Consider the following 25,393-nt stretch of genomic DNA (forward strand, 5'->3'; position numbering starts at 1 on the left):
TTGTAACTCACCAACCCTGGAAAATAAGGTCGCTCATGCCTCAATACCTGATTCAGGTAATAGTACTTAAACGTCCGGTAGCCCGACAGATGAAATCCCACCACGATCGTCATGATTTCACCAAAACACAGCTCCCCTCGCCGCCGACGCAGCTTCAGCGAGGATTCCCAGCAAGTGCTGCTCCCCACATGACTCAAATCCTTTACAAAAGTCGTCAATTGCACAAAAAATCGCTATAGTATCCATCGGAATCTGACTCCTCCAGTGATGAAGCTCTTTCTCATAATCGTTTCATCATAAGGAATCCGGATTCCTTTTACAGCTTTTCTTATGTCGAACTCACGTTAATATATCACTGTCGTCTGTTTTAGACGTTCTATGTCTAACTCTCCATTGTTTAGAAACACTTCAGGGATACGTAGCCAATCATGAGGAACCCCTGGAGCGTAGTTATCCTCCACATCTTTGGCAACTTCCTCTCCAAAGGATTTTCTTCCCTTCAACATATCGTTAATTTGCCGGTCAGGTTTTTTAAATCTCTTGGCAGTTTCACTAAGACCGATCTTATTAACAATATCCTGAAGATTTGCCCGCCGAATATCTTGGTCGTCCATGCATTCCATTACACCAGATGATGCTTTATAGGTAAATACACTATATGGCGTTGAAATCCAATACACCATATAGTGTACAATTCGAGCATGAATTAAAAAAATCTTCTCGCATTATCTATGTCAGAGCGAATTCATATTCGCAGAAAAATGGAATACGATATACAGACATCTTAGAAATATCGCGTATGGGTATAAACCTGTAAGCGAGAGCCTCTGCATCAATGTTGACCGAGAAACGGATAGTCCACCGCATTAAATTCTTAAAAAAACCTGGTTAAGGTATAATCTGCGGTTTCTCATTTTTGGATTGTTGGAAATTTTTATGCCTATTTATGAATATCTTTGCAATTCATGCGGTGCCGAGAAAGAACATTTGCAAAAAATTAGCGATGCACCTATTGCTGCATGTCCTGTTTGTGGCAGTAGCGACTATATCAAACTCATATCTGCGGCCGGATTTCAACTGAAAGGTAGTGGTTGGTATGTAACTGACTTTAAGAATAACAAATCAAAACAGGCAGATACTAAGTCGACTACCAAAGAAAATGCAGAAAGTACACCATCAGTAGCATCTAATGCTTCGGATGTCCCTGCAAAAAAAGAAAGCAGTTCTGCCTCTGTTCCTGCGGTTGATTAATGGAGCTGGAGCTATCGTGGACTCTTGTGATTAATTATTGATAGCACGACAAATCTTTATCATAAGAATTAGGTAGCTGGCAGTATAACAAAGAAGCGATCATACTTTCACCACTCAGACTATTGAACAGAATTATGCGTACAAATTACTGTGGCGCCATTAACACCGAATATCTTGATAAGACTGTTACACTTTTTGGCTGGGTTCACCGGCGCCGGGATCATGGTGGCGTGATATTCATTGATTTACGTGATCGTGAAGGCTTGGTGCAGGTTGTGTGTGATCCTGACAATGTGGAGACATTTCAGACTGCGGAAAAAATACGTAATGAATTCGTACTGAAAATTACCGGTAAAGTAAGGAAGCGTCCTGAGGGAACGATCAATGCGTCTTTATTCAGTGGTGAGATTGAGATTCTGGTGGAAGAAATTGAAGTGCTGAATACTTCGCTGACGCCGCCCTTTCTGATGGATGAGGACAATATCAGCGAAGTTGTGCGGCTGGAGCACCGCTATCTTGATTTGCGGCGACCGGTAATGCAATCCAATCTCCGTCTGCGTCATCAAGTGGCGATGGCGGTGCGTGTGTTTCTTGATCAGCATGGGTTTTTGGACATTGAGACACCGATGCTGACTAAATCCACGCCGGAAGGCGCGAGAGATTACCTGGTGCCATCACGGGTTAATGCCGGTCATTTTTTTGCCTTGCCACAATCACCGCAGTTGTTCAAGCAACTTCTGATGGTGTCAGGATTTGATCGTTATTATCAGATAACACGTTGTTTTCGCGATGAAGATTTGCGCGCTGACCGGCAACCAGAATTTACTCAGATCGATATTGAAACCTCTTTCCTGTCAGCGAATGAAATCATGTCCTTGATGGAAGAGATGATACGTGGTCTCTTTAAGATCGTCAGCAATGTGGATCTACCTCATCCATTTCCACGTTTAACTCATGCAGAAGCAATGTTTAAATATGGCTCCGATAAGCCGGATTTACGTGTTCCATTGGAATTTACAGAATTGACCGACATCATGAAGGATGTGCCTTTCAAGGTATTTCGTGAAGCAGCAGAAAAACCAAATGGTCGGGTGGCTGCTTTACGGGTGCCCAGAGGAGGCGAATTATCGCGTAAAGAGATTGATGACTATACAAGTTTTGTGTCAATCTACGGTGCCAAAGGTCTGGCTTACATCAAAGTCAATCATCTGGCCGATGGCGTGGATGGTTTGCAATCGCCAATCCTGAAATTTCTGCCGGAAGAAACGATTAAAACGATTCTTGCCCGCACCAAAGCACAGAATGGTGATTTGATATTCTTTGGTGCTGACAAAGCCAAAATCGTCAATGAATCTCTAGGTGCTTTGCGGGTTAAAATCGGTCATCAGCACGGTCATGCTGACTCTGGCTGGAGGCCGCTGTGGGTAGTTGATTTTCCGATGTTTGAGCGCGATGAGGAAGAAAATCGCTGGCAAGCGCTGCATCATCCTTTTACTTCACCTGCTGATGGGCATGAGGATTTACTCGAAACAGATCCCGGCAATGCCCTTTCCAAAGCTTATGACATGGTGCTGAATGGTTCCGAAATCGGTGGGGGTTCGGTGCGGATTCATCGCCAGGATGTTCAGTCGAAGGTATTTCGCGCTTTGAATATTTCAGAACAGGAGGCACAAGAGAAGTTTGGTTTTCTGTTGGAAGCATTACAATACGGCGCTCCACCGCATGGGGGGATTGCATTCGGATTAGATCGAATTTTAACCATGATGACAGGTTCAGAATCGATCCGTGACGTGATTGCGTTCCCTAAAACACAACGTGCACAATGCTTGTTAACACATGCGCCTAGCACGGTGGATGAAAAACAATTAAAAGAATTAAACATTCGCCTGCGCCAAACTGAAATCAAATCAAGTTGATGAGTAGCCAATTGTTCTGATGGCGCCTGATGTATAAGATACCGGTTTCTATTCTGGTCATTATCTATACTATAGATCTACAGGTATTGCTATTGGAACGTGCTGATCATCCAGGTTACTGGCAATCGGTCACGGGAAGCCAGGATCCGGATGAAACACTGTATCAAACCGCGTTGCGCGAAGTTTTCGAAGAAACGGGAATTAACGCCGCTAATTATGCGCTGACAGACTGGCAGATTGAAAACCAGTATGAAATATACGAAGAGTGGCGCTGGCGTTATGCACCTGGTGTCAGATTCAACACCGAGCATGTATTTGGTTTGTGCTTACCCAACATGATGCCGATCAGGATTGCTGACAGGGAACATTTGAACGCCATTTGGTTACCGTGGCAGGAGGCGGCCGAGAAGGTGTTTTCAAGCAGTAATGCAGAAGCCATTCTCAAACTATCTGCTCATCAACAATCTAACCTGAATAGCTGCTAATTTTTCTATCTTTAGTTGGTGATTTCATAATCAGGCGCAAAGCTGAAATTTGAGATTCTTGAAAGAACAGCTTTGCGCCTTTTGCTCGTGGTGAATTAAGCGATAGGAATGATACGCAAGGAACCATGACCCAGAACGGATGCAGTTGCTACATTTTGTAGCGTAATCGCTTTGGTGATACGTTGCGTATCCTTATCATTACCGGCTGGATTGACTTCTTTCGCCGCTGTTCCGAATGTCCACGCGTCGACCACGAACATATCATATTGCGGGCCATATTTCGCACGGATTGCGGAACGATCAACCGTCGTGCCGGGTTTAGTGTTCAAGGCGATGCCTAACTCATTGTGGACACCGACCAATTCCTCAAAAATTGAACCGTTTTGCTGCGCTGTGTGCAGAACAGAGGCTCTATCTTCGGCAAAAAAGCCAGGCTGGTTCAAGCGATTTCTGGCTTTCTGAACGATGAATTCCTTTTCCGCCTCGGTTAGATTAATGCCATATTGGCTAGTCAGTGACGCAATATCATTGATGCGTTCGGTGATATGCTGATAGATGGTTTTTGCTTTTGCGCATGCACCACAACCACAACTGCTGTGATCATCTCCGTGCACACCCGTAGCATGTCCTTTTGATGTAAGGAGATTAATGGTTTGGGTGGTCAATTGTATTTCATCATTTTCATTATTGGCTGCACTGCCTAGATCGCTGCCGTATACAATGCTGAGGGTGCCCCCAGCTGCTGAAGGTGCCTCTTTGCGTTTACCATCTTTGTCTGTCCGGCCATCGACACAGATTTCCGGAACCATACCTTGTACCGGTATATTAAATTTACCAGATGCAATCGATTGGTACATGTCGCTTAATGTTTGCTGATCGATATCATTGCGATTTGCTGGCCCGATGGTACCTAAACCTAAATTAAATTTGCTTAATGTGTGATATTGAGTGCTGCTATCAGCATGCGAAGCTGATTCTGACTGCTGACCGCCTGCAGCAGGCGTTGTAAATTTTGCTTCTTGACTGCCTGTAAAATGTTTTAACAGATTTTTTAAACTTTCAAACATTTTATATATCCTTTGTAATAATGGGTTATTTGATCATAAGTTTTATTTCATGCTTGCCATATTCAAAGTAATTCAAAGAAAGGGCAAATCTCGTCAAAACTTTTTAATCTATGATATTGACTTCTCAATTAGATTAATCAGCTAAGCGCTAGAATTCTAACACTACTTTTCTTCACAATTGTGAGTTATTCTGTGTTTTACTTTCAAGTAAGATCGCAGATCCAGTAAGAATGAGGAGATAGGCAATCAGAATGTTGATCCAGTGCAACAACGTTTTCATTAAGCTTATACTTTCATTTGCTATTTTTTAATAAACTCCGCCAGCACTTCAATATGTGAAGTATGTGGAAACAGATCAATCAGTTGAGTATCAGTAATTGACCAGCCATTTTGGCTAAAAAACCAAGCATCGCGGGCGAAGGTTTCCGGATTGCAGGAGATGTAGTAAATCGTTTTTAAAGCGGCAAAGCTTGCAAAAAAACCTTGGTGCATTTTTAACCCAGCGCGGGGCGGATCGAGTACCAGAGTTTTTGCATCGCTGACATCTTTTTGCAGGTTTTTCCAGACAAAGGAACTGAAAAGATCAGCCATTCGGGGGGTTACTTTGGCGAGATTCTTAGCCTTGAGTAATTGAACCGCATGCTGTTCGGATTCATACGCAATAATTGCTGTGCAGTGGGATTCGGCGATAATTTGGGTGAAGTTTCCCGAACCGCAGAATAATTCCACTACTTTTCCCGGATGCGGATTGCGTGCAAGTTTTTCTCTCAGCCACGCTTGCATCCGCGCATTTTGTTGGGTATTGCCTTGTTTGAAGGGGCGTTTACGGTTGAGGTGGATTTCATCGGTCTGCATGTCATCGTCCAATTCAATAAATTGCCAGCTGTGTTCGGAATCCGCTCGCCATGCCTTGTTGGGTAATTGCTGCAGAGCAGTTTTTAGCAGATTCCGGCATTTGTCATTCAATATAATGCAATCATTGATTGGTGCGATCTGATACGAGTTTTCAGATACAAAACCCAGCTTCACGCCGTCTGTTTTTACTTGACACCGATTGCGATAGCCGTATACATGGGGAGCAGGATGGATGGGGTCAATGTTTAATTGCGTGGTATCAAATCCGGCTCTCTTCGTGGCGTAAACAAAGCGGTTCCTTTTTTGCTCAAGCTGGCTTGTATAATCGGCGATCATCCAGGGACAACCGGTACAGGCATTTTCTTCCAGAGTCAGATAAGGACATGCGGGGGCTTGCCTTTGCGCGGATGGGTGGGTGAGGTGAATCAATCTTGCATAGGCGAATTTTTTGTTATTGAGCGGTTTGTTAATGACTTCAAATTCACCGATATCCCCGGGCCATGTACCATAGACGAAATAGGAGATGTTATTCTGAGCGTTTTTGACCACGCCCAGGCCTTTTTGTGATAAATGGGTAATCGTGCCGCTGAATTTCATGTAAATAATTAATCTTATTTTGTTGAGGAATACCTGCTATGGCGAATCCCTATGAGAATTTTAAAAAAGACCCTGAATCACTAAAAACTGATTTGACCACTCTACAGTACGAGGTGACTCAGAAAGCCGGTACCGAGCCACCGTTCCAGAACGAATATTGGAATAATAAGGCATCCGGAATTTATGTGGATATTGTATCGGGTGAGCCGTTGTTCGCGTCAGTGCATAAATTTGATTCGGGTACCGGCTGGCCGAGTTTTTATCGACCGATTGACGAACAATATGTTCAACTTAGAAACGATTATGAGCTATGGGTTCCGCGCACGGAAGTGCGCAGCCGTTATGCGGATAGTCATTTAGGTCATGTTTTCAACGATGGCCCGCTACCTACCGGTATGCGCTATTGTATAAATTCCGCTGCGTTGAAGTTTATCAAAAAAGAAGATTTGCATGCGATGGGATATGGAGAGTTGGCGTCATTGTTTGAGAATGAAACAGAAAAGTAGCGTGATCAGTGGCTGAGAGCGATTCACCGCTAGAAGACCTGCCCACTGCCAGGCACATGCCCTCATTGGTGCATGCAATCATTTGCTGCGGCGGTGTGTTTTCGCTGATTTCGCTCGGTCTGTTTGCCTATCAAACCAGTATCCATGCGATCATTTTCCTGGCGTTGATATGGGTAAGTGTGCAAGCGCGTTGGCTGGGTTATGCTTTTGTCGATATCCGGCATATGATGGATGATGGCATCACCAAAGCCCTACCGGCCATTTATATTTTTCTGCTGATCGGCATGGTCATCGCCAGCTTTATGCAAAGCGGTACTATTGCAAGTCTGCTGTATTACGGTATCGATTTACTCAATCCGACTATCTTTCTGGCGACCGGGTTAATTTTGTGCAGCTTCATGTCGGTCGCTACCGGTACCTCCTGGGGGACGGTTGGGACGATCGGGGTAGTATTGATCGGTATTGGTGATGCGATAGGTATCCCTTTACCGCTCGTAGTCGGCATGATCGTGTCCGGTGCGACCTTTGGCGATAAATTATCGCCGATTTCCGACACCACCAATCTGGCAGCCATGAGTGCCGGCACGAGTCTTTACCGGCATATCGGTTCCATGCTCTACACCACTATTCCCACATTTATCCTTGTTTTGATCATTTTTATTGTTTGGGGATTGCAATATGGCAATAATGCATTACCGAAAAATCACGTTGATGAAATCCATGCAGCATTAGCAGATGCGTATCAGTTAAATCCATGGGTGACATTATCACCTTTGTTGCTAATGTTTGGTCTGAGTATCAAGCGCTATACCGCAGAAGTTAGTATGTCATGCAGTATTATGCTGGCGATGCTGATTGCCATTGCTTATCAGGGTAGAGACGGCGTTGATGTAATCAATGCACTCTGGCTGAATTCAGCAGGTACGACGGGTATAGAGAATATCGATGATTTACTTGGGCGGGGCGGTGTTTACAGCATGGCCTGGACCTTATTGCTGTCCATCATGGCATTGGCACTCGGTGGAATTTTGCATCATGCTGGTTTTCTGCGCGTATTACTGGTGCATATCATTGCACATATCCAGCGAGTCAGTGTATTAATTGCCACTACCATTGCATCCGGGTTGATCGGTAATATGGCCATGGGAGAAGCGTATATTTCGATCATTCTTAATTGCCAGTTGTTCAAAAGCGCGTATCAGCAGCGAAGATTAGATAAAGCAGTGCTTTCACGCTCGGTGGAAGAAGGTTCTACGTTGACTAGCGGACTTGTTCCCTGGACAACTACTGGTACTTTTTATGCCGCAACCTTGGGAATTCCTACCTTGGATTATGCGCCGTACGCGTTGTTAAATTTATTGAATCCTGTGATTTCATTGGGTATGGCAGTATTCGGGATTGGATTGTTTCAAGGTAAAAATCACACGGATTAACATGAGAAAATCAAAAATGAAAGAAAAGTCAGGTCATCGCAGTAATTGGAAAAAGATACTTATTATCTTACTGGCGCTAATCGGAGGTTTTTTATTATCATTTCTTGGCCTTGGATTACTCTGGAGTGGTATACCTTGGCATTATCAGGTGCTGATGTTTTTTCCATTCTTCTTGCTGTCATTTGCATTATCGCGTTGGAGCGCGGGAGCAATAACTGCATGTATTTTTATATTATGCGGTGCCGCTCCGCTCGGAGCTTTAATGGTTCAATTTCGAGATATCAATAATTCGCATTTAATGACCTCTCTTATTGTTCTGAGCTGGTTAATTGGGATAGCTTCTGGTTATTTTCTGGCAAAAGTATTATTGAATTCACGATCTGAATCATCTGAAAATATTACTTTATCCTAACAAATGCTAATTTGTAAGGAGTCACCTAAGACTTAAAATCACTGATCCTATTCATGGTAGAGATACTGATCAGTAAGAGGAGCAGGAAACCGCTTCATGAAATCTGGCTGGATTTAATCCAGCCAAACGGAAGTTATAGTAAAGAAAATGTGAAATATTCACTCTACTTCATACTTCACAGACTCTTCAAAGTTTTTATTCTATAACGTTCAAAGTACCTGGTAGGTGGATATTTTTCGGGTGGAGTTGGCACCAAATGGTAAAGGCGCCCGCTTTATCAGCCACAAAAGTGATGGTTTTGGTTTCTCCGGCTTTAATTACTTCTTTAATTCCATATTCATCAATGGCAAATCCTTCACTGATGGGAGATTTGTTTTCTACAGTGATTTTGACTGAAGTTCCCTTTTTAACTGCTAATGTCTCTGGTTCATTGAGAACATTAAAAGCACGAATGTTCTTAACGGTTACTCCTTCAACCTTGAGTTCAGGAATATCGGTGTCATAAGCATTAACAACTACTTTAAAGCTTTGTTCTGCTGCTTGTGCAGCTCCTCCTGTTAACAACAATCCAAGAGCAAGACTTAACATGGTTTTGGTTACTTTCATAAATATCCCTCCTACTCAAATTTACGTTTAATAAAATAACTCTGCGCCCTTGAAGCGCGAGAGTAGCTCGGTACTCTAGATGGGATAATTACAGATGTCAATATCGAATTTTCCCTACATGGGAAACAGGTACTTGTCTTGAAGAGATAGATATCAGCATGTACACGATATTTGTGCCTCTTTTTCAGAAATTATTTTTCCATTCCCGCAATGCAGTGAAAACACTTAAAGGATTCGGAAGCGGTTTTGCTGCATGGCGCTGGGCACTATAAATAATCTCGTGTTGATCACAGCGTAGAAAAGGATTAACCGTCTTCTCAACAGAAAGGGTAGTGGGAATGGTTGGGATATTTTGATGGCGTAATTCTTGTGCTGTGCTTTCTAATTCCATAAGCCGCAAATTTTGCGGATCAACAACTCGGGCAAAACGTATATTACTCAAGGTATATTCATGAGTACAATAAATAAGTGTATCACCAGGTAAATGAGAAAGTTTTTGCAATGATTCATACATTTGCCGTGGAGATCCTTCAAATATTCGTCCACATCCGCAGGAAAAAAGCGTATCTCCGCAAAAAACAATATTCGTTGGTTTTGACCCATAATAAGCAATATGGCCTTGCGTATGCCCAGGAATATCTAAGACTTTGAGATTAAGAGATATTTTTTGCAGAATTATTTCATCGCCTTCACTCATTGGATGGGTTACTGCTGCAATGGATTCATTGCATGGTCCATAAACGGGCACGTTAAATGATTTCAATAACTCGGCATTTCCACCTGTATGGTCGTGATGATGATGAGTAATAAGAATTGCATTTAATTGCAATTTTTTAAGCCGAAGATACTCAATAACAGGAAATGCTATACCTGGATCTACCACAACCGCATCATGCTCATTATGAATAACCCATATATAATTATCTTTAAAGGCAGGTATAGGATAAATATGCACAAGAAACTCCTATATAAGTGACTAAATTTATAGAATTGATGCACTTAAGTAACTTAACAATAGACTAAGCTATATAAATTCTAGATAGTAAGCTAATGAATGGTAATTGTTCAAAATACTCAGCAGTGGTTTGAATCTTCTCTTGGCCGATATGTGGTAGATCATGAATATCGCTATTTTGATCAGGTTGTCGCAAATATTTTTGGCTATAATGCGGTTCAGATAGGCTTGCCTCAATTTAATTTTCTGCGTCTAAACAGAATGCCTTTGCATTTTTCTGTTGGACTTGAAAGTCGGGTTTCTTTGCAAGCTGCAGCTGATTTTCTACCGATTCATAGTAACAGTATGGATTTGGTAATTTTACCGCATGTACTCGAGTTTAATACTAATCCACATCAGATTCTGCGAGAAGTGCATCGAATATTGATTCCTGAAGGGCATCTCGTCATATCAGGCTTTAATCCGTTTAGCTTATGGGGAGTCTGTCGCTATCTAAAATCGATGCGACGTGCATATCCTTGGAATGGCAGCTTCATAGCATTATCTCGACTTAAGGATTGGTTGAAATTGCTGGATTTTGAAATGATGGGAGGGAGATTAAGTTGCTATACGCCACCGCTGAAACAAGAAAAATGGCGTCAGCGGTTTAACTTCATGGAAGCTGCAGGTGATCGTTGGTGGCCGATTTCAGGAGGAGTTTATTTCTTGCATGCAGTTAAGCGCATGTGTGGTATGCGAATTATTAAGCCGGGTTGGAAAAATTGTTTTGATGGCAAAAAAAGAATAGTACCCGCTACGCAGAAATTTAATAAATTTCGATAGATGAGCGATTTTCTGACAGCTCAGATCAAGTTGATAAGTTAAATAAGCCATGAGCACGGGAAACTCTAAAATAGTCGAAATCTATACAGATGGTGCGTGTAAAGGAAATCCTGGGATTGGAGGATGGGGAGCTTTGTTAAGATATGCGGGTCATGAACGTGAGATTTTCGGTGGCGAGAAGTTAACTACTAATAATCGTATGGAATTATTGGCTGCCATACGTGCTTTAGAGTCTTTGAAGCGGCCGTGTAAAGTACATTTACATACTGATTCACAATACGTGCAAAAAGGAATTAGTCAATGGATTGATTCATGGAAAACCCGTAACTGGCGCACATCCGGAAAAAAGCCGGTTAGAAATGAGGACCTTTGGAAATTGCTTGATCATTTGACGCAGCAACATGAAATAGAATGGTGTTGGGTACGAGGCCATTCGGGTCATGATGGAAATGAGCGAGCGGATGAATTGGCAAATCGTGGTGTTGAAATGATTTCTGCTGAAGAAATTCACAATAATCAAAAGCGCTAACATGCGTCAAATCGTATTAGATACTGAGACAACAGGTCTGGAATATAAACATGGGCACCGTATTGTAGAAATAGCGGCGGTGGAGTTAAGCAATAGGCAATTTACTGGTAATTACTTTCACTATTATCTTAATCCTGAACGGAATAGTGATGAAGGAGCCTTGCAGGTTCATGGCCTAACAACTGAATTTCTTCAAGATAAGCCGAAATTTCATGAGATAGCAAAGGAATTTCTTAGTTTCATCAATGACGCAGAACTCATCATTCATAATGCACCTTTTGATGTCGGGTTTCTTAATCATGAATTAAATTTGATCAATTTACAGGCACTAAATAGTTATTGCCTGTTGGTCACAGATACATTGAAACTGGCAAAGGATCTGCATCCCGGCAAGCGTAATAATCTGGATGCTTTGTGCGAACGTTACAACATAGATAATTCCAAACGTACGCTGCATGGCGCATTATTAGATGCTGAGTTATTGGCTGAAGTTTATTTGGCCATGACGCGTGGACAAGAAAGCCTGCTCATTGAACTGGAACATACTGAATTTATTCAATATTCAATACATAGTCTGAGCATTCGCAATTTAAGGATTATTGAAGCGACAGTGGAAGAATATGCACAACATTTAATGATATTAGAAAATATTGCTCGTGAGAGCAGCAATAAATGTTTATGGAAGAAACTCGAAACAGAAAATTCGACAGATAGTCCACCAAGCTGAAGATAGCTTATTAAAAATAATCAATACCTCATCATCAACTCTGCGGTAAAAAAAAGATTCTCAAAAATGGTTGATATATTTTAAATGCAAGGCATTGTAATTGCATTGCTATATATAAAATAAACCACCGGTCTAGCCGGTGGATATGGGAGCAGGTGGATAAAATTGTATAATTTAAAATCCAAGACTAGCCAGCAGGTCATCAACCTGATCTTGATTACAAACCACGTCATTTCGCTTTTCTGGGTTCGTGATCGGGCCGTTCATGAGCCCTTCGCCTAAAGTAGTATTCTTCCTGGTCGGAACATTTGCAAGCAACAAATCTATCAGATCTTTTTCTAGGCTTTGTGCCATTTGCGTAATTTTTTTGATTACTTGGCCTGTCAGGTCTTGAAAGTCCTGTGCCATCATAATTTCTAACAATTGTGTATTAGTAGCATGGGTCTGCTCAGGAATTTTATCGAGATAATGAAGCGTATCAATGAGTAATAGCTTGAATTTCTCAGTGTCCGGATCAATTTGCTGTGTTTCTAGAGCATGCTTCCACTGTTCAGATAGATGAATTGCATCCGCTGACAGCTTCTCCTGGATGGGTATTGCGATTTCGGTAGCATTGAGAGTGCGTTCGGCAGTTTGCTCGGTTTTGCTAGCAACATAAGATAACTTATCCTGCGCTTCGGGTACATCGGATGCAATCGCTTCGAGGCGTTTATCATATCCTAATTCACGTAAACTATCATGTAAGTTACGAGTAAGTTGCCCAATCTGGTCAATAACTCTCCTATCAGCTGGTAATCCGTTTTCTTCCGTATGCCTTATAGTTGATGAGAATGATGTATCCGCTAATTTAATAAATTCCTTAAGCTCAGGATTGCTTTCTTCGTGAGGAATATTTTCAGTTTTTGTTTTTATAAGATATTTTGTATTCATATTAGGCCCAGCAGTTTTAATGAAAAAAGAACCTGTTTTTTAAGCGGATGCCTTGCTTTCCATATTTTGGAAAATTTTATTCAATTTTTCTTCAAGAGTAGCTGCAGTGAAAGGCTTAACGATATATCCACTTGCACCGGCCTGGGCTGCTGCTACGATATTTTCTTTTTTGGCTTCGGCAGTTACCATGAGTACAGGAATTCTTTTTAATGCTTCGTTGGCGCGTACATTCTGAAGCATGGTTAACCCATCCATATTGGGCATATTCCAATCCGATACAATAAAATCAAAATTGCCATCCTGCAGCTTGCGTAATGCTTCTGCACCATCTTCAGCTTCATCGACATTGACAAACCCAAGTTCTTTTAAAAGATTGCGGACGATTCGGCGCATGGTGGAAAAGTCATCCACTACCAAGAATTTTAAGTTTTTGTCAGGCATTTTGTTTCTCCGTAAATAAGGGCTTTTTATAGACTACCCAGAGCTGATCAATTTCTCTTTAATTTGTTTAGATGGTTATCTGCGTGCTCTACCTATCGACAATTCGCTACGAAAGTTTAGGTTACTTTAGAAAATTATTTAAATGTTTGATAGTCGCTAAATTATTTTGCATATTCAAAATGCACCGTTAAGTACCTCATCCTCAGTCGTTTTATACTGGGAAAGAATTTTTTGCGCTTGGCTTCGCTGTAGATCATTGCCTCTCTAACGGGAATCAGTTTTCCAGTAAATGGAATTCTCGGGTAATGCGCGAGTCTAATTCTTAAGTTTTATATTACAAATACAATGAGATTTCGATGAGAAATAAATTGAAACATCTGACCATCGCTTTATTTATCATCACAGCTAGCAATTCTGCATGGGCACATGGTTGGCATGGCCATAGGCATAGTCATCTCAGTATTGGTTTGGGTTACTATAGCCCAGGATTCTATGGTAGTTATGGCTATGGTGGTTATGGGTTCGGAGGTTATGGGTATGGTTATCCACTTGGATTCGGTGGGTATGGTTATGGTTATCCATTTTATTACCCTTCTTATGTTTATCCCCCAACCGTGGTAGTACCAACAACACCGCCCGTTTATATACAACAACAGCCAGCCCAACCAGTTCAACCACAAACCAGCTACTGGTATTATTGCCAAAACCCGAATGGTTACTACCCTTATGTTAAGAATTGTCCAGGTGGCTGGCTGCAGGTAGCTCCCCAACCCCCTGGACAATAATGAAGAGAGAGGAACAGCATGTTGATAATTATGAGACGGTTCTCCTTGTTACTGGTTGCCAGCCTATTAACTGCATGTGTAAATATGCCAACCGGCCCAAGTGTGATGACATTACCTGGCTCTGGCAAAAGCTTTGATCAGTTTCGCTCTGACGATTATGAATGCCAGCGATATGCCTATGAACAAATAGGTGGCACTACACCACGGCAAGCATCACAAAGAAGTGGAATGGAGAGTGCTGCAATTGGAACCGGCCTGGGTGCTGCGGCTGGCGCGGCAATCGCTGCGGGAGGCGGTGCTGCAATCGGTGCCGGCGCAGGTCTTTTAGGTGGTAGCCTGATAGGATCAGGTACTGCCAGCTCTTCCGCCTATGCCTATCAACAACGCTACGATATCAGCTATATCCAGTGCATGTATGCAAAAGGCCATCGTGTTCCTGTTTCGGGTAAAATTACGAGTGATCAACCAGTGAGTAATGATGGCCCCAAAATTTCAACCCCACCCGCGAATTTTACTCCACCGCTACCACCACCGGGTAATCCGCCACCACCTCCTCCTCGGTAAGATCAAATTAATAATTCAAAGCAAGTAAGAAATAAAATTATTAAGTGAGATAACGCACAGTAAATAAGAATATAGCTGACTAAAATGAATGTTTCAATCGTCTAGATAATAGAGGATAAGCTCAGTTTTCGTGAAGGAAAGTAGTTCGGTCAGTTGCTAAAGTCTAGGGTATCTGCGGAACTAAGTAGCTGAAGTTAAATAATCTAGTGTCTTTAAATTACTTTTCAGTTAGTTATGGATAAGAATCCTAAACAGCAAATTCGTCCACCGCAAAAACAACCACGTCCTGGTGAACAGAGTGAGCTGGTTCCTGTTTCTGAAACTCAACCTAAGGAATATGGCGGGTCAGGTAAACTCGCAGGAAAAGTCTGCTTGATTACCGGTGGGGATAGCGGTATTGGTAAAGCAATAGCCTTATTGTTTGCTAAGGAAGGCGCTTCAATCGCCATCTCTTATTTAAGTGAGGACAAAGATGCATCCCAAACACAAACAGAAGTTGAGGCTTTCGGTCAAACATGTATTTCTATCAAATCAGATCTAGCGAAGGAAGAAAATTGTAAAGAGACAGTGAATGAAACTTTAAAGCAATTGGGTAAATTAGATATTCTTATCAACAATGCTGCTTTACATTGGGAAGCTGATTCTATCGAAGAGATCACTACTGAACAGTTGATGAAAACTTTTTATTCAAATTTTTTCTCTTATTTTTGGGTTACAAAATATGCAATGAGCCATTTAAAGTCTGGTAGTTGCATTATTAATACTACTTCTGTTACTGCATATCGGGGAAGCCCTACCTTGATCGATTATGCTTCAACCAAGGGAGCCATCGTTACTTTTACCAGAAGCCTTGCAAGTAACTTAATTGATAAGGGAATAAGAGTTAATGCCGTAGCGCCAGGTCCGATATGGACACCGCTAGTAGCCTCTTCATTTGATGAAAAGAAGGTTTCAGAATTTGGCAGTGATTCACCTATGAAACGTGCCGGTATGCCTAATGAAGTGGCGCCTTGCTTCTTATTTCTCGCCAGTGATGATTCCAGCTATATCACGGGCCAAGTACTTCATCCAAATGGTGGAGAAATCATCAATGGATAATTATCAAGAAGGCTTAAGATAAAAAGACTTACTTGTCTTTTTTGCTATCTTTTTTCTTGGGAACTTTAGCGCCTTCTTTTCTTGCTTCAGATAAACCAATCGCAATAGCCTGTTTGGGATCAGTTACTTTTTTATTGCTGCGTCCTGATCTTAATTTCCCTTCATGCATTTCATGCATTGCTTCCTCAACTTTTTCCTGACTTTTTTTGGAATATTTTGCCATTACTAACCTCCGTTCTTTAAAGGAAATAAGTTGAACTTTAATACGTAATAAAAACGCTACATCGAATATTCATACTTGATCCCTTATTTCATATTTCTCAGTTAAATTTTAAATCCTGCCGGGAATCGAAAAAATCTTGAATTTTTTCTTCAGTGGCTTTATTTAATTTTTTGCGTATATTTAAAATATTAAATGCAGCCGCAGAATCGAATGCGTTTAATTCCTGCCAAAATAGCGGCATGGCTACAGGTGCACCTCTTCTTGCACGCAATGAAAATGGCGCAATTGCTGTTGAAGAATAATCATTGCGTAGATAATCGATAAAAATTTTTCCGGCACGCTTTGTCTTTGCCATGGTAGCCACATACACGTCGGGCATATCCCGCTCCATTCTCCTGGCGAATTTCTGCGTGAATTTTTTGATTTCATCCCAAGCATGTTTAGGTTTCAAAGGAACAGCAACATGAATTCCTTTGCCACCCGATAAGCGAGGAAAAGACTCCAAATCAAGCTGCCTCAGGCGGCGCCGAATATCTTCAGCAGCTAGCTTAATCGCATCGAAGGGGACATTTTCTCCGGGATCAAGATCGAAAATAATCTGATCAGGTTTACCTATGTTTTTAACCTCACTTTGCCACACATGAAATTCGATAGTACCCATTTGCACGAGCTCCAATAATCCTTCGGCATTATCAATGTAGAGGTAATTATGCTTACTTCCTTGATGCGTAATAGTTTTTCCTATGATATCAGTACCCATTCCAGGCATCGGATTACGTTGAAAGAAACACTGACCCTCAATCGTATTGGTACAGCGCAGCAGACTGATCAAACGGTTTTCTACAAATGGAAGAATAAATGGCATCACTCTTGCGTAATGCGTTGCGATATCCCCCTTAGTAATGCCAATGCCAGGAAAAACTTCACGATCAGGGTGAGTGATTATGACTCCTTCAACTCTGAAATTACTTTTTAAAGATTTTTTTTGAACTGTCACGGCTGGCTTTTCAGGAATTTCCTGGTGAACTGCGGTCGGTGCTTTATCTTCACGCAGGCCTTTGAATGACGAATGTCGAATCCGTTGGTCGGCCGTCCATTCCCAGAATGATACATTGCATACAATCTGCGGCTGAACCCAATAATGTGCACGCCGGGATTTTTCAACGCGACCATTAAAGGGTGATACGTTTGTGCGAAGAGAATTTAAGCGTTGATAGATCTTTTTGGATAACTCGACACCGAAACCTGTGCCAACTTTTCCGGCATAAAGAAATTTTCCTTGTTTGTAATAACCGAGTAAGAGAGAACCCACAGCTTCTGGATGATCTTTTGCAGGGATAAAACCGCCTATAACAAATTCCTGTTCCTGGCCGCATTTGCTTTTGATCCAATCATGCGTGCGGCGGAAGAGATAAGGGCTATCTTTATTTTTGGAAACGAGACCTTCAGCGCCTATTTGACAGGCTTTTTTCAATAAGTGGGGGCTGCTTTCCAAATGCTCACTGTAATGGATGAGGGATAATCTTTTATTTCTTAAAAGTTTTCTTAATACCGTCTTGCGTTCTGATAAAGGTTTCTGCGTGTAATCTTCATCATTCAAATGCAAGAGATCAAAAAACCATCCTCCTATCTGATTGGAATCTCCGCGCGATAAGGCATCCTGCAAAGCAGAGAAATCGGTAACGCCTTTCTCATTGAGGACGCATAATTCACCGTCCAGAACAGCATTCTTGACCTTTATTTTCGTTAATTGGTTTGCAATAGCCTGGAATTTATGCGTCCAATCCTGATGGCTACGCGTGCGTAAAATAACATGGCCGTTTTCAAGGAATACCATGATGCGGTAACCGTCATATTTTATTTCATGCCACCAATTTTCTGCGGTGGGTGGGAATTCAGCCAATATCGCCAGTTCAGGTTTGGGGTATTTTTTCTGCAGGGTAACGATTAAGTCAGAGACGGGAGTGGAAGCTGCTTCTGCTCTCGTCTGCGTTTCTTTTTGAGGTTTGGCTGTTACATTATTCTTTATTTCCTCAAGCGTTCGATTGGAAATAATACTGGTATTTTCTTCATCCAGGAATCTTTCATTTTTTCCCCCTTTCAGAACAAATTCGTCGTCTCCCTTAATCAGCAGCCAGTTTTCGCGTTTTTCTGATGTATTCATGCGTACCAGATGCCAGCGTCCGTGCATCCGTTTGCCCTTCATCTGAAAGGTCAGATGGCCTTTTTTCAAGCTTTCGTGGGGATCTTCTTCGGGAACCCATTCGCCATGGTCCCAAATCATTACCGGCCCAGCTCCGTATTGTTTGTCAGGAATAATACCTTCAAATTGGTTATATTCCATCGGATGGTCTTCAACATGCACAGCCAAGCGCTTATCGGTTGGGTCATAGCTGGGTCCGCGTGTCACCGCCCAGCTTTTCATGACGCCATCCAGTTCGAGTCTGAAATCATAATGCAGGCGGCGTGCGCCGTGCTTCTGGATCACGAAAGCAAGATGGGTATTCTTTCGCTTGCCGGCCTTGCCTTTCGGTTCGCCGGTAATGCTGAAATCCCGCTTTTGATGATATTTTGAAAGCAAGTCTGCCATCGGTTAAGCGACCTTCTTACGTCTGGTAGTTTTTCTTTGGGGTTTTCTTGCTGTTGCCTGAGCCTTGGTTTTTTTGCCGTTTGACTGTTCCAGACTTTTACGCAGCGCATCGATGATATTTACCACATTGCCTGGCTCGGGAGCATTTTTTTTCAATCTGGCAGGACGTTTTTCCAGTTTGGAATTGATGATTTCCTTTAACCCTTCCTGATACAAATCCTTAAATTTTTTTGGATCAAACCTGGCTGTTTTACGATTGATTAATTCTTCAGCAAGCATTAACTGCTCTTCATCCAAGCCGGCATCTTTCTCAATACCCTCAAAATAATCTTCAGCCTGACGCACTTCATAGTTATAGCGCAATGTCTCCATGAGTAACCCCTTGCCACAAGGTTTAATAGCAACAATACGCTCTTTGTTTTGCAATACAATTTGCCCAAGTGCAACTTTTCTGCTTTGCTTTAATGCTTCGCGCAAGGTTAAATACGCATCCAGTGCAATTTCACCATCCGGTGCCACATAATAGGGTGCATCGTAATAAATCGGGTCAATAGAAGCGAGATCAGTGAATTGGACAAGATCAATAGTATGTTTGCTCTCTAGCTTGAGTTTATCAATTTCCTCATCTTCGATAGGAATAAAGCTTCCTTTTTCATATTCATAGCCGCGGATAATATCTTCCGCTTCAACCACTTCACCCTCTTCATTTATATTTTGATAGTGAATTCGCTGACCGCTATGGCGGTCGTATTTGTGAAGCCGTATTTTTTCAATGGAAGATGTCGCTGAGTAAAGTCGGACCGGAAATGTGACAAGCGATAAGCGAATGTGACCCATCCAATAAGCGTGTTGAGGCATTTTTACAGCTCCTCATTGATCAGTTTTATTTAATGCAGCTGCCATGCCTAAATGGTAACTTTCTCAAGAATCCAATGCTTAAACAAGACAGCGGTTTACATCAACAACAAATTTTATAACTTTGTTTCCTCGCTATAGTTGCCTCATAAAGGCCACCAGATCGGATTTTTCTTCGTCCGTTAATTTAAGCTGCAGCACTAGGTTGAAAAACTCAACCGTGTCTTCCAGCGTCAACAAACGTCCGTCATGCAGATAAGGTGGGCTGTCTTTAATGCCGCGTAGCGTAAAAGTTTTCATCGGGCCATCGCCAGGCTCATTCAGAAAACGTTCGAGCTTTAGGTCATGCATTTGATGATCGAGGTATGCGGGCGGCTCGTGACAATTTGCGCACTGACCTTTGCCAAAGAAAACTTTTTCACCTTGGATCTCTTTTTCAGTAGCTTTTGAATGATCCAGCCGACCTTGATTATTTAATTTGGGTGCGGGAGGAAAATCCAGCATATTCTGGAATTGAGCCATATGGCTGACATGAATCCGATCAAGAATGGGAAACCCTTTTTTCATCGCATGGATCGGATCACCGTTGAAATAAGCTGTACGGAATTCAAATTCGGTAAAATCTTCGACCGAACGCAAGCTACGTTTTGAACCGTGGATCTGCTGATTGAACATTCCCCGCAGACTCGTCGTATCTAAACGAAACCGTCGTTCCTCAGGCCGGATATCGGGACTCAAGTGAAATTGTCCTGTCGTATGACCATTCACGTGGCAATCGAAGCAGGCTACGCCTAAGCTCGGTTCGGCACTTTTACGATCATCTGTTGGGTTGAACTCTTCTTGTGGTAACGGTGTAAGGAGCATTTGCAATCCGTTCAGTTGAACTGGAGTCAAAATGTCTTTGAATAAGCTATAAAAGTTATTGATTGAAACCACTTCGCCACGTGAGACATCGCCTAATTCAGGCCTGTTCTGCAGGAAAATGGCCGGGGGAAATTCCGGCAAAAAGGCTTCAGGCAAGTCAAATTCCACATCGAACCGCTCCAGTCTTGGGAACATTGCAATCTGCATTTGAGGAAAAACCTGTCCACCCGTTACTTGCTTAGGATGGGGCAGGGCAGGGTAAGGGAAAATATCCTTGCTACGTATTTCTTCAGGTGACATTTCAGCCAGTTTCTGCCAATTCACACCATCGGGTAATTTCGCAGTAGGTCCTACTGCCAGCGGTTTGCCTCGTGACATGGTCACTTCTCGATCTAAACGGGGAGTCAAGTCGTAGCGCTTGAGCAGTAAATTATGCTGGGTTTTCATGATTGCAGGGCGTTCGGCGATGTCTGCTTTCATTGTTTCCTCAAAAGTTTGCATCGGCTTTTTTGCATTTAAGGGATCTCGATAAAAATCGAATCCGAGTACTTTTCCGTTATCAGGCTGGTTCTTAAATGCAGTGGAAGAAGATTGCGCATTTGAAGCCTCAAAAACATCAGATCGGTCATGTTTGTTTTTTTTCTGCTCAGGGCGATCTGTAGTATTTGAAGATTTTTGTACAGTTTGTGCTTTCTGCACAGCGTCCTGCGATTGCGGGGATTCGCTATCGCTTTTGCTGATCGCATTGTTTATTCCAACGATCAAGCTACTTATTCCTAATAGGGTCAACAGTAAAATATTTGTTTTCTTCTTCATGTGAGCCTCTCATAAACTAGTGTCTTTCTGTGATTGATAAAAACGTTATGAAATGCTTGCAGTTTGAAGAAAATTTATCTGTTCGAAACCGTACGCTTGGAAAACGCGGATACTATACAAGCGCTAGTTAGTCAGGAATCACGGGCCAAGCGTAAGCCCGTAGCATGAATGCAAGTTTCAGCAGGAAGAAAATTTCTGAAGCTAGGGCGGATCCATTCTTGAGAAGACAGACATGAGCCGCCACGCAAGACATACTTGTTGACCATGGACCGGCTGTTGTATTCCCCTACGGCATGATCCCAAACTTGCGACATCGGCTTATCAGGGTCGGGTTGGAAGGGACAATAACCAGGATAAGCCGAATAACTTGATTGCGTCCATTCCCATGCGTCACCGAATAACTGTAGAATTCTGGCAGGAACAGAATCATCTTTTGTGGCGGGCATACAATGAAAACGATTGTTTTCTGCGAAACACCCTTCAATATTCTGCCTGGAAGCGACATTTTCCCATTCTGCTTCTGTCGGCAAGCGTGCATCAGACCAGCGGGCGAAAGCGTCTGCTTCAAAAAATGACAGATGTACTACCGGTAGATTTAAATCTAACGGTAATAGGCCGTTAAGTGTGAATTCTTTCCATCCGTCTTTGTTTTCGCGCCAGTAAAAAGGGTGTGTTCGTTGATGAGCCTTTAACCAATCCATTCCATCCGAGAGCCATAATCTCGTATTTTCATAGCCTCCTGTTTCAATGAATTGGAGATATTCACCATTCGTAATAAGACGGGAAGCTAATTGATAAGGCTGTAAATATTGCTTATGCCGGGGTGATTCATTGTCGTAGCTGAAGCTGTTACCTTGATGTCCAATTTCTACAATACCTCCCTCGAAACGATGCCATTCTAAAGGAAGCAGCCCTTCGCTAGAGATTTCATATTGTCCGGACTTACCGTCCTGATAAGAAGGATTTAATGGGTTTTGCGATAGTAAACATTTAATATCAGTCAGGATGAGTTCCTGATGTTGCAGCTCGTGATTCATTCCCAGTATGGTCAACATACTCAGCATTTCATCTTCCTCAATCTGAGTCAAGGTTCGATTCAGCCGTTCATTGACGTTATCGCAATAATGCAGGATTTCGGTAAGCGGTGGCCGCGTGAATAAGCCTCGTTTCGGATCCGGCTTTGTTTGGCATATTGCATTGTACGAACTAAACATCGAACTAAATATTTCATGGAATGGCTTAAATGGTTTTTCATAATGCTGAAGTATGAAGTTTTCAAAAAACCAGGCAATGTGCCCCAGATGCCATTTCACAGGACTTGTTTCCGGTAATGATTGCACACAACAATCTTCATTGCAGAGCGGTTGAATCAAAGTTAACGTCCGATTCCGGATCTTGCTGTATCGGGAAAATAAAGAAGAATGATTCATGAGCATTTTGAAAAGTTATTGTAAAAAGTAAATGCTTTGATTTAACTGTCTTAAGTTACATATATAGGACTGCCAAAAGAAAGGTAAGGGTGAGTATTTTAATGCTAAGTATCTGTTCTTAATCATTATAACGACTTCACTTCAAGAATGAAATAATTATGATGATTCAAATCTCGAGTTTGATCGGTTAGCAATCACACAGACTGGTCAATATTTATTGAAGAGCATTAATTTGTTTTTGTAATGTACTGTAACGTACATACAAATCATACGGCTGCCTTTAATTTTGTTCCCGGTCTCTAGATTGTTTCAAAAGATCGATTTACTTAGACTGAAACCCTACTATTAATACGATATATTAAGGAGATTTATGATGGCTTCAAATAAAGATGATAGTCAAAAACATGGTAATCAAGGTTTCGCTTCAATGGATGAAGATAAGCAGCGAGAAATTGCAAGCATGGGCGGTCGAGCAGCCCATGAAAAAGGAACTGCCCATGAGTTTGATTCCGACGAGGCTCGTGAAGCGGGTCGCAAAGGCGGTAGAGTGGCTCATGAAAAAGGAACTGCCCATGAGTTTGATTCCGAAGAAGCGCGTGAAGCTGGTCGCAAGGGCGGTAAAGCAGCTCATGAAAAAGGAACTGCCCATGAGTTTGATTCCGACGAGGCTCGTGAAGCGGGTCGCAGAGGCGGGCAGAGCAGTCATGGCAGAGATGAGGATGAAGGCTCTGGCAGAGGAAGTCATTCTCAAGGGTCTCACAGGGGGTCGAGTTCTACCCGTGGTGGTACCTCTGAGCAACATGCCAAAGCTGGCAGTCAGAGCCATAAAAACAGATGATATTTAATTTAAATGAAACAGGGGAAAATAATTTTTCCCCTCATGCTTAATCTTTTTGCAATTACATTAAAAAATTGGGATAAGTTCCATATTTTCTTTCAAATATTAATTGCTTAATAATCCGTTGCATGAAGGAAATTTTTATTAAATAAAGTTTGGTCTTAAACCTTAAACTTAGGAGATAAAAATGCAAACAGTCAGTGATGTGATGAATACTGATGTGCAAGTAATCAGTCCGGAAGCCACTTTACAGGAGGCAGCTCAAAATATGCGAGATGGCGACTTTGGCGTCTTGCCTGTCGGCGATAGAGATAATTTGATAGGGATTATTACTGATCGTGACATTGTTGTGCGCGCTGTGGCAGAAGGTATGGATGTCGATACTCCAGTACGAGACGCTATGTCTGAACAAATTGTTTTTGCCAACGAGGATGATTCATTGGAAGATGCCGCTCGGTTAATGAGCGATCATCAGATTCGGCGGTTACCGGTGGTTGATGCAGATCAACATCTGGTAGGAATTGTTTCACTAGGAGACTTTGCTGTTGAAGGTTCTGATCTGACGCCTGTAACTGAGGCATTGTCCGAGATTTCGACTCCAGCTTAACAAGTTCCAAAATATTAAGAGTGTGAGAGCATCGCTAAGAAATTTACAATACTCAGCTTATGATGAGGTAACCTCATTATGATAATTAAGGATGATGCTTATTTCCGAAAACATGCGCGAAAGCTATTGACAGCTGATGGGGTGAGTTATTCTAAAGGTACTTCTTATAAGGTAGAAATTTCTTACATACGGACATGCTTGAAGCTGAGCAAGGTAAATTTATTCTAGCTCTCTTTGTGGATATACGAGGAGGAATTCATGGTAAACGCCAACCACAGCACCCAAATCGATAAGGATGACAATTCCAAAGATTCATCTACTACCGTAGTACCCCAGACCGGGAAAAGGCCCGGCGATGCTCGCGGTGATCCACAGCAGCAAAAGCGTAATCGCGAGGAAATGAATGTAGGTGAAGATCATCGTACAGAGAAGATGCGTGAGGAGAAGCGCGGCACTTTCCCCTGAAGGCATGGGTGGCGGCGGCAGGGTGCCATTTTCGCGCCAGGCGGCAGATGCGAAGGTGAGTTAGACCCACAGTTTGGCATCTATGAGAAAGAAATACTTCTCAGGATGGGTCCTGCCTGTAAAAATCGCTTCATACCCAAGTACCCAAGCGGACACAACCGGTGCGAGGGTTCTATAAGAGGTAAACAATCATGAACCTGGACTGGAACGGAATTTTCGGCATTACGGTTTCACCACTTGAGCTTGTGGTACGTGGCACGATGATGTACTTTTTCCTGTTTCTGATCTTCCGCGTAGTGATCAAGCGACGCATCGGCTCAATTGGCATGGCTGACGTTCTTATACTGGTGATCGTTGCAGATGCGGCGCAAAATGGCATGTCAGGCGACTATCACTCAGTGAGTGAGGCATTTATCCTCGTTGCCACCATCATAGGTTGGAATCAGCTCATTGATTGGCTTACCTATACTGTACCAAGGTTGCAGACGATTTTAGAACCAGCGCCACTTCTGCTTATCGATAAGGGCCAGATTCTTTGGCGCCACATGCGCAAAGAATATCTGTCAGAGTCGGAGTTGCGTACCAAGCTGCGAGAACATGGCATCACCGACCCGAAAGAGGTCGAAAAGGCTTACATGGAACCTGACGGGGAATTTACTGTATTGAAGAGAAAGCCCTAAGGACTTATGCTCCAGGATCAACCCGAAGTCGTGGAATGGATGAAAC

At 42.4% G+C, this 25,393-nt stretch carries 28 protein-coding genes and 1 pseudogene; 16 read left to right on the top strand and 13 right to left on the bottom strand.

What is annotated here, in order from left to right; translation table 11 throughout:
* Both BM021_RS15270 and BM021_RS10670 read right to left on the bottom strand, forming a co-directional pair.
* A pseudogene (locus tag BM021_RS15270) lies at positions 1-224 on the bottom strand (hypothetical protein); the annotation flags it as partial.
* Positions 225-344: 120 nt separating this feature from the next.
* Complete coding sequence (locus BM021_RS10670; RefSeq protein ID WP_090721021.1) at positions 345-614, bottom strand: hypothetical protein; 270 nt, start codon at positions 612-614, stop codon at positions 345-347.
* 322 nt (positions 615-936) lie between these two features.
* Between BM021_RS10670 and BM021_RS10675 the strand changes: the two genes are divergently transcribed.
* The 3 genes from BM021_RS10675 (at position 937) to nudB (ending at position 3,652) form a co-directional block, all read left to right on the top strand.
* The gene (locus BM021_RS10675; RefSeq protein ID WP_090721022.1) at positions 937-1,251 is read left to right on the top strand and encodes an FmdB family zinc ribbon protein; all 315 of its coding nucleotides are present in this window, start codon (positions 937-939) and stop codon (positions 1,249-1,251) included.
* 134 nt (positions 1,252-1,385) lie between these two features.
* On the top strand, positions 1,386-3,167 hold the full coding sequence (aspS, locus tag BM021_RS10680; protein WP_090721023.1) for an aspartate--tRNA ligase: 1,782 nt from the start codon (positions 1,386-1,388) through the stop codon (positions 3,165-3,167).
* Positions 3,168-3,196: 29 nt separating this feature from the next.
* On the top strand, positions 3,197-3,652 hold the full coding sequence (gene nudB / locus BM021_RS10685; protein WP_090721024.1) for a dihydroneopterin triphosphate diphosphatase: 456 nt from the start codon (positions 3,197-3,199) through the stop codon (positions 3,650-3,652).
* A gap of 95 nt (positions 3,653-3,747) precedes the next feature.
* Here the strand turns inward: nudB and BM021_RS10690 are convergent, their stop codons facing one another.
* Positions 3,748-4,719 (bottom strand): cadmium-containing carbonic anhydrase, encoded by a 972-nt coding sequence (locus BM021_RS10690; protein ID WP_090721025.1) that lies wholly within the window; start codon positions 4,717-4,719, stop codon positions 3,748-3,750.
* Between the two features lie 300 nt (positions 4,720-5,019).
* Complete coding sequence (locus BM021_RS10695) at positions 5,020-6,171, bottom strand: class I SAM-dependent RNA methyltransferase (RefSeq protein ID WP_090721026.1); 1,152 nt, start codon at positions 6,169-6,171, stop codon at positions 5,020-5,022.
* 38 nt (positions 6,172-6,209) lie between these two features.
* Between BM021_RS10695 and msrB the strand changes: the two genes are divergently transcribed.
* From msrB to BM021_RS10710, 3 genes are read left to right on the top strand one after another with little or no spacing between them, the layout of a single operon-like run.
* Positions 6,210-6,677, top strand: a complete 468-nt coding sequence (gene msrB, locus BM021_RS10700) for a peptide-methionine (R)-S-oxide reductase MsrB (protein ID WP_090721027.1) — start codon at positions 6,210-6,212, stop codon at positions 6,675-6,677.
* Between the two features lie 8 nt (positions 6,678-6,685).
* A complete protein-coding gene (nhaC, locus tag BM021_RS10705; RefSeq protein ID WP_218147855.1) occupies positions 6,686-8,110 on the top strand; it encodes a Na+/H+ antiporter NhaC in 1,425 nt (474 codons plus the stop codon).
* A 16-nt stretch (positions 8,111-8,126) separates the two neighbouring features.
* Positions 8,127-8,522, top strand: a complete 396-nt coding sequence (locus tag BM021_RS10710; protein WP_090721028.1) for a lysophosphatidic acid receptor — start codon at positions 8,127-8,129, stop codon at positions 8,520-8,522.
* Positions 8,523-8,717: 195 nt separating this feature from the next.
* On the opposite strand, the gene BM021_RS10715 is transcribed toward BM021_RS10710, so the two are convergent.
* Positions 8,718-9,128, bottom strand: a complete 411-nt coding sequence (locus BM021_RS10715; protein ID WP_090721029.1) for a nitrosocyanin — start codon at positions 9,126-9,128, stop codon at positions 8,718-8,720.
* 184 nt (positions 9,129-9,312) lie between these two features.
* Complete coding sequence (gene gloB, locus BM021_RS10720; protein WP_090721030.1) at positions 9,313-10,083, bottom strand: hydroxyacylglutathione hydrolase; 771 nt, start codon at positions 10,081-10,083, stop codon at positions 9,313-9,315.
* Positions 10,084-10,182: 99 nt separating this feature from the next.
* Between gloB and BM021_RS10725 the strand changes: the two genes are divergently transcribed.
* The 3 genes from BM021_RS10725 to dnaQ are packed head-to-tail and all read left to right on the top strand — an operon-like array spanning position 10,183 to position 12,161.
* Positions 10,183-10,905: a class I SAM-dependent methyltransferase gene (locus tag BM021_RS10725; protein WP_256207879.1), complete on the top strand. Its 723-nt coding sequence runs from the start codon at positions 10,183-10,185 to the stop codon at positions 10,903-10,905.
* A 49-nt stretch (positions 10,906-10,954) separates the two neighbouring features.
* Positions 10,955-11,434 (top strand): ribonuclease HI, encoded by a 480-nt coding sequence (rnhA, locus tag BM021_RS10730; RefSeq protein WP_090721031.1) that lies wholly within the window; start codon positions 10,955-10,957, stop codon positions 11,432-11,434.
* 1 nt (position 11,435) lies between these two features.
* Positions 11,436-12,161: a DNA polymerase III subunit epsilon gene (gene dnaQ / locus BM021_RS10735; RefSeq protein ID WP_090721032.1), complete on the top strand. Its 726-nt coding sequence runs from the start codon at positions 11,436-11,438 to the stop codon at positions 12,159-12,161.
* A gap of 174 nt (positions 12,162-12,335) precedes the next feature.
* Here dnaQ and cheZ read toward each other — a convergent pair whose 3' ends face one another.
* The gene (gene cheZ / locus BM021_RS10740; RefSeq protein WP_090721033.1) at positions 12,336-13,091 is read right to left on the bottom strand and encodes a protein phosphatase CheZ; all 756 of its coding nucleotides are present in this window, start codon (positions 13,089-13,091) and stop codon (positions 12,336-12,338) included.
* A 39-nt stretch (positions 13,092-13,130) separates the two neighbouring features.
* On the bottom strand, positions 13,131-13,532 hold the full coding sequence (cheY, locus tag BM021_RS10745) for a chemotaxis response regulator CheY (RefSeq protein WP_090721034.1): 402 nt from the start codon (positions 13,530-13,532) through the stop codon (positions 13,131-13,133).
* Positions 13,533-13,888: 356 nt separating this feature from the next.
* Here cheY and BM021_RS10750 point away from each other — a divergent pair, with 356 nt between their 5' ends.
* From BM021_RS10750 to BM021_RS10760, 3 genes are all read left to right on the top strand, one after another.
* A complete protein-coding gene (locus BM021_RS10750; protein WP_090721035.1) occupies positions 13,889-14,317 on the top strand; it encodes a hypothetical protein in 429 nt (142 codons plus the stop codon).
* An 18-nt stretch (positions 14,318-14,335) separates the two neighbouring features.
* Entirely contained in the window at positions 14,336-14,881 is a 546-nt protein-coding gene (locus tag BM021_RS10755; RefSeq protein ID WP_256207880.1) for a glycine zipper family protein, read from the top strand.
* 234 nt (positions 14,882-15,115) lie between these two features.
* Positions 15,116-15,979, top strand: a complete 864-nt coding sequence (locus tag BM021_RS10760) for an SDR family oxidoreductase (protein ID WP_090721036.1) — start codon at positions 15,116-15,118, stop codon at positions 15,977-15,979.
* Between the two features lie 28 nt (positions 15,980-16,007).
* Here BM021_RS10760 and BM021_RS10765 read toward each other — a convergent pair whose 3' ends face one another.
* From BM021_RS10765 to egtB, 5 genes are all read right to left on the bottom strand, one after another.
* Entirely contained in the window at positions 16,008-16,202 is a 195-nt protein-coding gene (locus tag BM021_RS10765) for a DUF6496 domain-containing protein (RefSeq protein ID WP_090721037.1), read from the bottom strand.
* 97 nt (positions 16,203-16,299) lie between these two features.
* The gene (gene ligD, locus BM021_RS10770) at positions 16,300-18,792 is read right to left on the bottom strand and encodes a DNA ligase D (RefSeq protein ID WP_090721038.1); all 2,493 of its coding nucleotides are present in this window, start codon (positions 18,790-18,792) and stop codon (positions 16,300-16,302) included.
* A 3-nt stretch (positions 18,793-18,795) separates the two neighbouring features.
* Positions 18,796-19,650, bottom strand: coding sequence for a non-homologous end joining protein Ku (locus BM021_RS10775; RefSeq protein WP_090721039.1), 855 nt, complete (start codon positions 19,648-19,650; stop codon positions 18,796-18,798).
* 132 nt (positions 19,651-19,782) lie between these two features.
* A complete protein-coding gene (locus BM021_RS10780; RefSeq protein WP_090721040.1) occupies positions 19,783-21,327 on the bottom strand; it encodes a cytochrome B6 in 1,545 nt (514 codons plus the stop codon).
* A 131-nt stretch (positions 21,328-21,458) separates the two neighbouring features.
* Positions 21,459-22,763, bottom strand: a complete 1,305-nt coding sequence (egtB, locus tag BM021_RS10785) for an ergothioneine biosynthesis protein EgtB (RefSeq protein ID WP_371116400.1) — start codon at positions 22,761-22,763, stop codon at positions 21,459-21,461.
* A 364-nt stretch (positions 22,764-23,127) separates the two neighbouring features.
* On the opposite strand from egtB, the gene BM021_RS10790 reads away from it, so the two are divergent.
* The 4 genes from BM021_RS10790 to BM021_RS10805 all read left to right on the top strand — a co-directional run bounded on the left by BM021_RS10790 (position 23,128) and on the right by BM021_RS10805 (position 25,347).
* Positions 23,128-23,595 carry a KGG domain-containing protein gene (locus BM021_RS10790; protein WP_090721042.1) on the top strand — a complete coding sequence of 156 codons (468 nt, stop codon included), beginning with the start codon at positions 23,128-23,130 and terminating at the stop codon, positions 23,593-23,595.
* A gap of 187 nt (positions 23,596-23,782) precedes the next feature.
* The gene (locus BM021_RS10795) at positions 23,783-24,202 is read left to right on the top strand and encodes a CBS domain-containing protein (protein WP_090721043.1); all 420 of its coding nucleotides are present in this window, start codon (positions 23,783-23,785) and stop codon (positions 24,200-24,202) included.
* A 258-nt stretch (positions 24,203-24,460) separates the two neighbouring features.
* The gene (locus BM021_RS10800) at positions 24,461-24,667 is read left to right on the top strand and encodes a hypothetical protein (RefSeq protein WP_090721044.1); all 207 of its coding nucleotides are present in this window, start codon (positions 24,461-24,463) and stop codon (positions 24,665-24,667) included.
* Positions 24,668-24,858: 191 nt separating this feature from the next.
* Positions 24,859-25,347, top strand: coding sequence for a DUF421 domain-containing protein (locus tag BM021_RS10805; protein WP_090721045.1), 489 nt, complete (start codon positions 24,859-24,861; stop codon positions 25,345-25,347).
* Positions 25,348-25,393 lie beyond the last annotated feature (46 nt).

Source organism: Nitrosomonas sp. Nm166 (assembly GCF_900112825.1).
Lineage (GTDB): Bacteria > Pseudomonadota > Gammaproteobacteria > Burkholderiales > Nitrosomonadaceae > Nitrosomonas.

Coding starts and splice junctions, on each gene's coding strand:
- BM021_RS10805 (WP_090721045.1), top strand. CDS start 24,859: ATGAACCTGGACTGGAACGGAATTTTCGGCATTACGGTTTCACCACTT.
- BM021_RS10710 (WP_090721028.1), top strand. CDS start 8,127: ATGAAAGAAAAGTCAGGTCATCGCAGTAATTGGAAAAAGATACTTATT.
- BM021_RS10675 (WP_090721022.1), top strand. CDS start 937: ATGCCTATTTATGAATATCTTTGCAATTCATGCGGTGCCGAGAAAGAA.
- cheZ (WP_090721033.1), bottom strand. CDS start 13,091: ATGAATACAAAATATCTTATAAAAACAAAAACTGAAAATATTCCTCAC.
- rnhA (WP_090721031.1), top strand. CDS start 10,955: ATGAGCACGGGAAACTCTAAAATAGTCGAAATCTATACAGATGGTGCG.
- ligD (WP_090721038.1), bottom strand. CDS start 18,792: ATGGCAGACTTGCTTTCAAAATATCATCAAAAGCGGGATTTCAGCATT.
- BM021_RS10795 (WP_090721043.1), top strand. CDS start 23,783: ATGCAAACAGTCAGTGATGTGATGAATACTGATGTGCAAGTAATCAGT.
- BM021_RS10690 (WP_090721025.1), bottom strand. CDS start 4,719: ATGTTTGAAAGTTTAAAAAATCTGTTAAAACATTTTACAGGCAGTCAA.
- aspS (WP_090721023.1), top strand. CDS start 1,386: ATGCGTACAAATTACTGTGGCGCCATTAACACCGAATATCTTGATAAG.
- cheY (WP_090721034.1), bottom strand. CDS start 13,532: ATGCCTGACAAAAACTTAAAATTCTTGGTAGTGGATGACTTTTCCACC.
- BM021_RS10765 (WP_090721037.1), bottom strand. CDS start 16,202: ATGGCAAAATATTCCAAAAAAAGTCAGGAAAAAGTTGAGGAAGCAATG.
- BM021_RS10800 (WP_090721044.1), top strand. CDS start 24,461: ATGGTAAACGCCAACCACAGCACCCAAATCGATAAGGATGACAATTCC.
- BM021_RS10725 (WP_256207879.1), top strand. CDS start 10,183: ATGGTAATTGTTCAAAATACTCAGCAGTGGTTTGAATCTTCTCTTGGC.
- BM021_RS10750 (WP_090721035.1), top strand. CDS start 13,889: ATGAGAAATAAATTGAAACATCTGACCATCGCTTTATTTATCATCACA.
- BM021_RS10790 (WP_090721042.1), top strand. CDS start 23,128: ATGATGGCTTCAAATAAAGATGATAGTCAAAAACATGGTAATCAAGGT.
- BM021_RS10780 (WP_090721040.1), bottom strand. CDS start 21,327: ATGAAGAAGAAAACAAATATTTTACTGTTGACCCTATTAGGAATAAGT.
- BM021_RS10715 (WP_090721029.1), bottom strand. CDS start 9,128: ATGAAAGTAACCAAAACCATGTTAAGTCTTGCTCTTGGATTGTTGTTA.
- dnaQ (WP_090721032.1), top strand. CDS start 11,436: ATGCGTCAAATCGTATTAGATACTGAGACAACAGGTCTGGAATATAAA.
- egtB (WP_371116400.1), bottom strand. CDS start 22,763: ATGCTCATGAATCATTCTTCTTTATTTTCCCGATACAGCAAGATCCGG.
- nudB (WP_090721024.1), top strand. CDS start 3,197: ATGTATAAGATACCGGTTTCTATTCTGGTCATTATCTATACTATAGAT.
- BM021_RS10695 (WP_090721026.1), bottom strand. CDS start 6,171: ATGAAATTCAGCGGCACGATTACCCATTTATCACAAAAAGGCCTGGGC.
- BM021_RS10775 (WP_090721039.1), bottom strand. CDS start 19,650: ATGCCTCAACACGCTTATTGGATGGGTCACATTCGCTTATCGCTTGTC.
- BM021_RS10670 (WP_090721021.1), bottom strand. CDS start 614: ATGGACGACCAAGATATTCGGCGGGCAAATCTTCAGGATATTGTTAAT.
- BM021_RS10760 (WP_090721036.1), top strand. CDS start 15,116: ATGGATAAGAATCCTAAACAGCAAATTCGTCCACCGCAAAAACAACCA.
- BM021_RS10755 (WP_256207880.1), top strand. CDS start 14,336: ATGTTGATAATTATGAGACGGTTCTCCTTGTTACTGGTTGCCAGCCTA.
- msrB (WP_090721027.1), top strand. CDS start 6,210: ATGGCGAATCCCTATGAGAATTTTAAAAAAGACCCTGAATCACTAAAA.